At 44.3% G+C, this 5,299-nt stretch carries 5 protein-coding genes; 2 read left to right on the top strand and 3 right to left on the bottom strand.

All coding sequences use genetic code 11. The annotated features are described in order from the left end of the window. A partial coding sequence (locus tag RM811_RS13395; RefSeq protein ID WP_402525095.1) for a hypothetical protein occupies positions 1-419 on the bottom strand: 419 nt, incomplete at its 3' end. A 769-nt stretch (positions 420-1,188) separates the two neighbouring features. Next, a complete protein-coding gene (locus tag RM811_RS13390) occupies positions 1,189-2,316 on the bottom strand; it encodes an IS1595 family transposase (RefSeq protein ID WP_402525092.1) in 1,128 nt (375 codons plus the stop codon). A gap of 132 nt (positions 2,317-2,448) precedes the next feature. Between RM811_RS13390 and RM811_RS13385 the strand changes: the two genes are divergently transcribed. Continuing rightward, a complete protein-coding gene (locus tag RM811_RS13385; protein WP_402525090.1) occupies positions 2,449-2,880 on the top strand; it encodes a hypothetical protein in 432 nt (143 codons plus the stop codon). Positions 2,881-3,083: 203 nt separating this feature from the next. On the opposite strand, the gene RM811_RS13380 is transcribed toward RM811_RS13385, so the two are convergent. Further along, positions 3,084-4,166 (bottom strand): replication initiation protein, encoded by a 1,083-nt coding sequence (locus RM811_RS13380; protein ID WP_402525088.1) that lies wholly within the window; start codon positions 4,164-4,166, stop codon positions 3,084-3,086. A 447-nt stretch (positions 4,167-4,613) separates the two neighbouring features. On the opposite strand from RM811_RS13380, the gene RM811_RS13375 reads away from it, so the two are divergent. Continuing rightward, the coding region (locus RM811_RS13375; RefSeq protein WP_402525085.1) for a transposase at positions 4,614-5,299 on the top strand (686 nt) is incomplete at its 3' end.

Genomic DNA, 5,299 nt, shown 5'->3' with positions numbered 1-5,299 from the left:
GTGAAGTAATTGGTAATGCAGTTGTGTCTAGGAGAAGATGTAATTTTTTTTTTTAGATGTGTATAAGAGACAGGAGTTATATCGAATTGCTTAAAAAAGGCGAAAAAATCCACAATACTCATATCTATATCATTGATCAACCTTACCGACACCGGCTCTATATCGGTATCAGTACCAGCTGCCGCCACTAGAAATCCCACACTCACATAACATTCCCTGTGCGGCTTAAATTTATTACCTTCCCATTTTCCTATGCTGTCACCTACAAACAGAGAGATACCAACAACGATTTCATCTGTTATGTGGTTATTATCTTTAAGCCATTTGGAGACACTTAAACAACCAATAAAATCAGCCTCATCCGCTACAACACTTCCCTTAAACTCATCCCATTTAGCAGAAGCAGAAAAAGTTTCCATAATCATTACCTAAACGCTAATTGGAACGCCGCCACTTAAAACCAAAGGAAAATTTTAAACAAGCATAAAAACATCTAAAGAACCAAGCTCAGACGTAAGAAACAACCCTCTTAGTCATGGACTAGTACAGAGTCTTGCACCAATTGATACGCTTGTAGTCTCTGTATCTCTGTAGACCATATGAACCAGTAGAATCAGAGATATGCCACATATCAGATGCAGCACTAGCGGTACCTGATACAACAAGAATTTGCCGGAGATCTTTACCGATAAAATCCAACCATTTAGCGACACCAATAATACGTAAAACCACCTAATTACTTCATAAAAACAGTTTGTTACTGTCAGTGGAAATCATGAAAACAAAAAGGGCAAGCTAATGGATGATGAAGACTGCGAATGGGGAGATGATATGGAGTCTGATGACTGGGAAGATCATTTTAGCGGACCTGAAGTCGAGCTTTAATAATCAATTGATTATTGTGAAATAATTAACCGTCTATGCAGGGCTGATAACAAAATGACCAGAAAGGCAATTTTAATCACATTGATTGCTTCCACAATACCCCTGACTGGTTGTGGCCAGGATATGGACTTAATTAAGTCTCAGTGCGCAAATATTGTTGGTGAAAAAGTTTATTATTCAGGCAAAGTTGTAAAGAATGTTAGCGAATTAAGTGACGGTATTGTATCTGTCACATATGGCTATAAGACAACAACCTACAAAGAGAGCTCGGTATTTTGTGGGATGATCAACGATACAGTTGGGCTAAGTTCCCTTTAATAGTTGGAAGCTCCAATGTTCTGATATTCTCCTGACAAATTGATCAACATTGAACTCAACTGCGCCGGAAATATCCCGTCGCCAAGCAAGATAATGCGGAAGATAGCGTGTGGCAACTCCGTGAAAAACTCCTGAAATCCAGCGTTTCAGGCCACTGTGGTAAGCATTTACGTTCTGAATATGGTAAATACCTTCCAGAACTCGTTGCCCCTTTGAAGTAACCAATTCTTTGAACTCAAAACCCAGCTTCTTGGCAAGCTTTTCGTGCGCAAGGAGAGCATCGGCACAAACCGTTGCCTCTATTGATATGCGGCCATTCAAGTGACGGCACAGCTCATCTGCGCTTTCATCTTTCAAGATTCCATCAACAGTGTGACACTGACGATCCCGGGCTACCATTACCGGTACTTTGCCAGCTTTGGTTGGGTCATTGCTGCGTTTACGTGCAGGTCTTGGCAGACCTTTTCTTTGCCCTTTAAAGGATTCTCGAAACATCGTTTCATCAAGCTCTGTGATCCCACACAGCTCTTCTGCCTGATCATTGTTAATCACTTCAAGAAAACGATGACGCCAGCGGAACGATGTCTTTAAATTAATGCCATACGCTTTCGCAGCTGGCCGCAAGGTCATGGAGTACGTCATGCCCGCCAGGTAACCATTCCATTTTTCCGGATGTCGGAGTCTTGCCAGGGAAGTGCCAGTAAAAGCGTTAAAGGTTGCGTTACAAGTGTTGCAATGGTAGCGCTGCCGACCACTTTGAAACCCCCAACGTCCTATTTTCTGGCTCTGACACTTTGGACATTGTGGGCATTCTGCGAAATGGGAAAGTATATTCGTTTCAAGGTCTGGTACGGCAGCGGGGAGTGTTTTTTTGTTTGAAGACTCACTGTCATAAGACTCAAAACCAGGTAGGAAAGTGGTAGTTTCGAAAGCACCAGCAGCCGATGGTGGTTTCACAGATACAGACACATTCTTATCCGCATCTTCTCGCATTTCATCTTTTTCACTACTGTCCTGTCGTATGTTGCTTAAGGCACACTCAAGAATAACCAATTGCTCTTTAGTTAATAGAGAAATGGAATTAATAAAATTCTGAAATAGCTCGTATTGCATAAGATTCCCCTACACAGTAGAAGATAGGGGCATAGTAGTCTATTCAACTATTAAAGGGAACTTAGCCTATGGTAGAGGTGCGTAACATCAGTTAATAATTTGTTTTAACTATGTCACCAAAGGAATTGGAACATGCTGCTATTTTTGCCGGAAGGGGTGTTGAGCGTTACCGCTCACAAAAAAGAGACTTTTAACCTGAAGGTGCGGGCGCTGGACCCTGCGGTGATCGAGAAACACCTGAGCTGCACCGTATATTGCGATGGGCGGGCAAAGATGCCCTATCACGGGACCATTATGAGGCCGCAGCTACAGGAGCTGATGTTTACCCTGTTGGAGCAGATGAGTTATAGCGAGCTGCCAACCGAGGGCAACGGCAAGCCCTACGGAATATTGCTGAACCAGGTGAACCAGGTCATGGGGTTTTACCTGGACAGTGGGATTGACCGGGAGAAGTATAAAGAAGAGCCAACGCATGAGGTACCGGAGGTGGCGGAGTATTTGGCGGAGATGGTGATGGGGTGGGGTGCAGCCAGCGAAGGCTTGGTTAATAAAGACAGCGGATGAGGCAAGAGACCGGGGATTATGAAACTGGCGTTATTGATGGTTATGAGTGGCGTGTTAACCTCTTGATTTAAACTGCAACGAATGTTGCACAAGGCGATACTGAAGATTCATTGTTGGAAACTTCAAAGAGCCGGCCTGACATACGCTGGCTTTTCTTTGTTTTTCAGGAACGCTAGAAAACACCCTGTAAAAACCTGTAGAAACTATTCAGGCCCATCAGGCCCATCAAGATTAAGCCCATCAGCCCAGCTTCTGTCTGTCAGTTTCTCAGCCGTTGATTTACTGGCTGCCGGGTTTGCTGCCTGGTCTTCACGACGAGTGTTTTTCAGGATGCCACGGTAATAGTCCAGTGCAGTGCCTTTGATACGACCTTCCACCTTTGCCTGGTACAGTGCATACATGGCTTCATAAAGTATTTCTGTACTGTAAGCACCAGTCAGCATACCGATCTCAAAATCACTAATGTCCGGCACCAGTTCACGGATATTTTTAGTGAATACCTTATCCATCAGGCTATCCGGTACAGGAATGGCAGTTTCACCATCATCTATTTCCTCAAACTGTGCGTTATGGCTGATCTTGAAATTAATGGAATTGATCTTCCGGCCTGCACGGATCTGGGTGTATTCAAACTTCAGGTCAGTATGTTCGGCCAGTTCCAGTTGGCAACGGTCCAACACATTCCGCTTAAACTCATAAAACTTGGCGTATCGACTCTTTTCAACACCCAGATAATCCCGCAGGTCAACAAGGGTAATTTCCCGAAAAGCTACCGATCTGCCGTTATTCACGCCTTTCAATGGCAGGAACTGGCGCAGCAGCTCATACAACCGGATTGAGTAAGTAGACTTCAAATGAACCACTTGTTTCAGGCTGTAAGTGGTGAAATGGCTTTTCAGCTGCAACAAATAGGGCTTCAATCTTGGGGAAAAAGAAAACCCAATAATCCCTTGCGAGGGGATATATTCCGCATGGGAGAACCAAGTGACCTTAACAAAGCCTTCAAGGTTATTTTCTTCCTTTATGGTGATAACGCTCGATATAAGACGGTTACAAATTGCCTCAATCTCTCGATACAGGTTTTCCTTGGCAATCCCGGTAAGGGATACCAGTTCAGAAACTTTGACGTGGTAATCTTTAAAGTCTTCATCGTTCGGTGACAACTGACCAACCACGGCCAGTACCACTTTCTGATCACTCAGTTTCAGCCTATTACCCACTTCCAGCAGCCTGACTTCAGTCAACTTATTCGCCTTGGTGATTTTTATGTGATCAATATCGCTCATGATCTTTGGCGGTATGTGGGAAAAACCAGTTAGTTGGACGTGGGTTTAATCATATCCTCTAAAAGCGTTAAAGATAAAACACTATTACGCTTCATGGTGTAAAAGACTACGCATTAGGGTGTAAAAGACTACGCACTAGATCGATACAACCCTTGTATTCATTGGCCTGTAGAGTGGGGTAAAACAGGTAAAACAGGTAAAAACATTTAAAACAAGGTAAGCCGCTTCGCGGCGGCTTTTTGATCAATGCAACCTTCTGCCTCCACCTGAATCTCGACTCATAATCCCCATCGTCTATCCTGACCAGACAAATCACACAGACAGTAATGTACTATTCGCCTTCCAACCCGACTTAAAGAACTGTTCCAAAAGAACGGTTCGTGGTGGCGGTTCTACGAAAAATACAAACATCGTATACGCCCTGCCATCCCTGATAACGTCATCAAGATGCTCAGCTGTGGGTTGAGCGTGCGTGGCTATGCCGTGTTCCAGTGCAGCAACCAAGAATGTACCCACCAGAAAAAAGTGTGTTTCAGTTGCAAGAGCCGGTTCTGCCCCACCTGCGGCAAGAAACTCACTGACCAGTGGATAGAACAACAGAAAGCCATTCTTCCGGACACCCAATGGCAACACATCACCTTCACCATGCCCTCGGAACTCTGGGAGTTGTTCCGATACAACCGGAACCTGTTATGCAACCTCAGTGGTCTGGCTGCAAAAATCATTCTGAAAGTGGCGGGTAAAAAAGGAATACGACCAGGAATATTTACCGCCCTGTATACCTTTGGACGGGACCTTAAGTGGAATATTCATGTTCATCTGTCCGTGACCACAGGTGGTTTAGCCAGTGATAACAAAGCCTGGAAGACTCTGTATTTCTGTAAAAAAACGCTCATGCCTATGTGGCGGTACGAAATCATCAATTTACTTCGTCAGACTTACAACCGAGGGGAGCTGGTATTACCAGAAACCCTGAAAGAGATCGGTACCAACAAAACAGCGTTTAACCGCTGGTTGAATCCACATTATGAGAAAAACTGGATCGTTCATTTTGCCAGGCCCAGCAAAAATCATCACCGCAACATCAAATATCTCGGACGTTACCTGAAGCGTCCAGCCCTATCCATGAGCCG

This window comes from Endozoicomonas sp. (assembly GCF_031844845.1).
GTDB lineage: Bacteria > Pseudomonadota > Gammaproteobacteria > Pseudomonadales > Endozoicomonadaceae > Endozoicomonas.
This window is presented reverse-complemented; position numbering and strand designations above follow the sequence as displayed.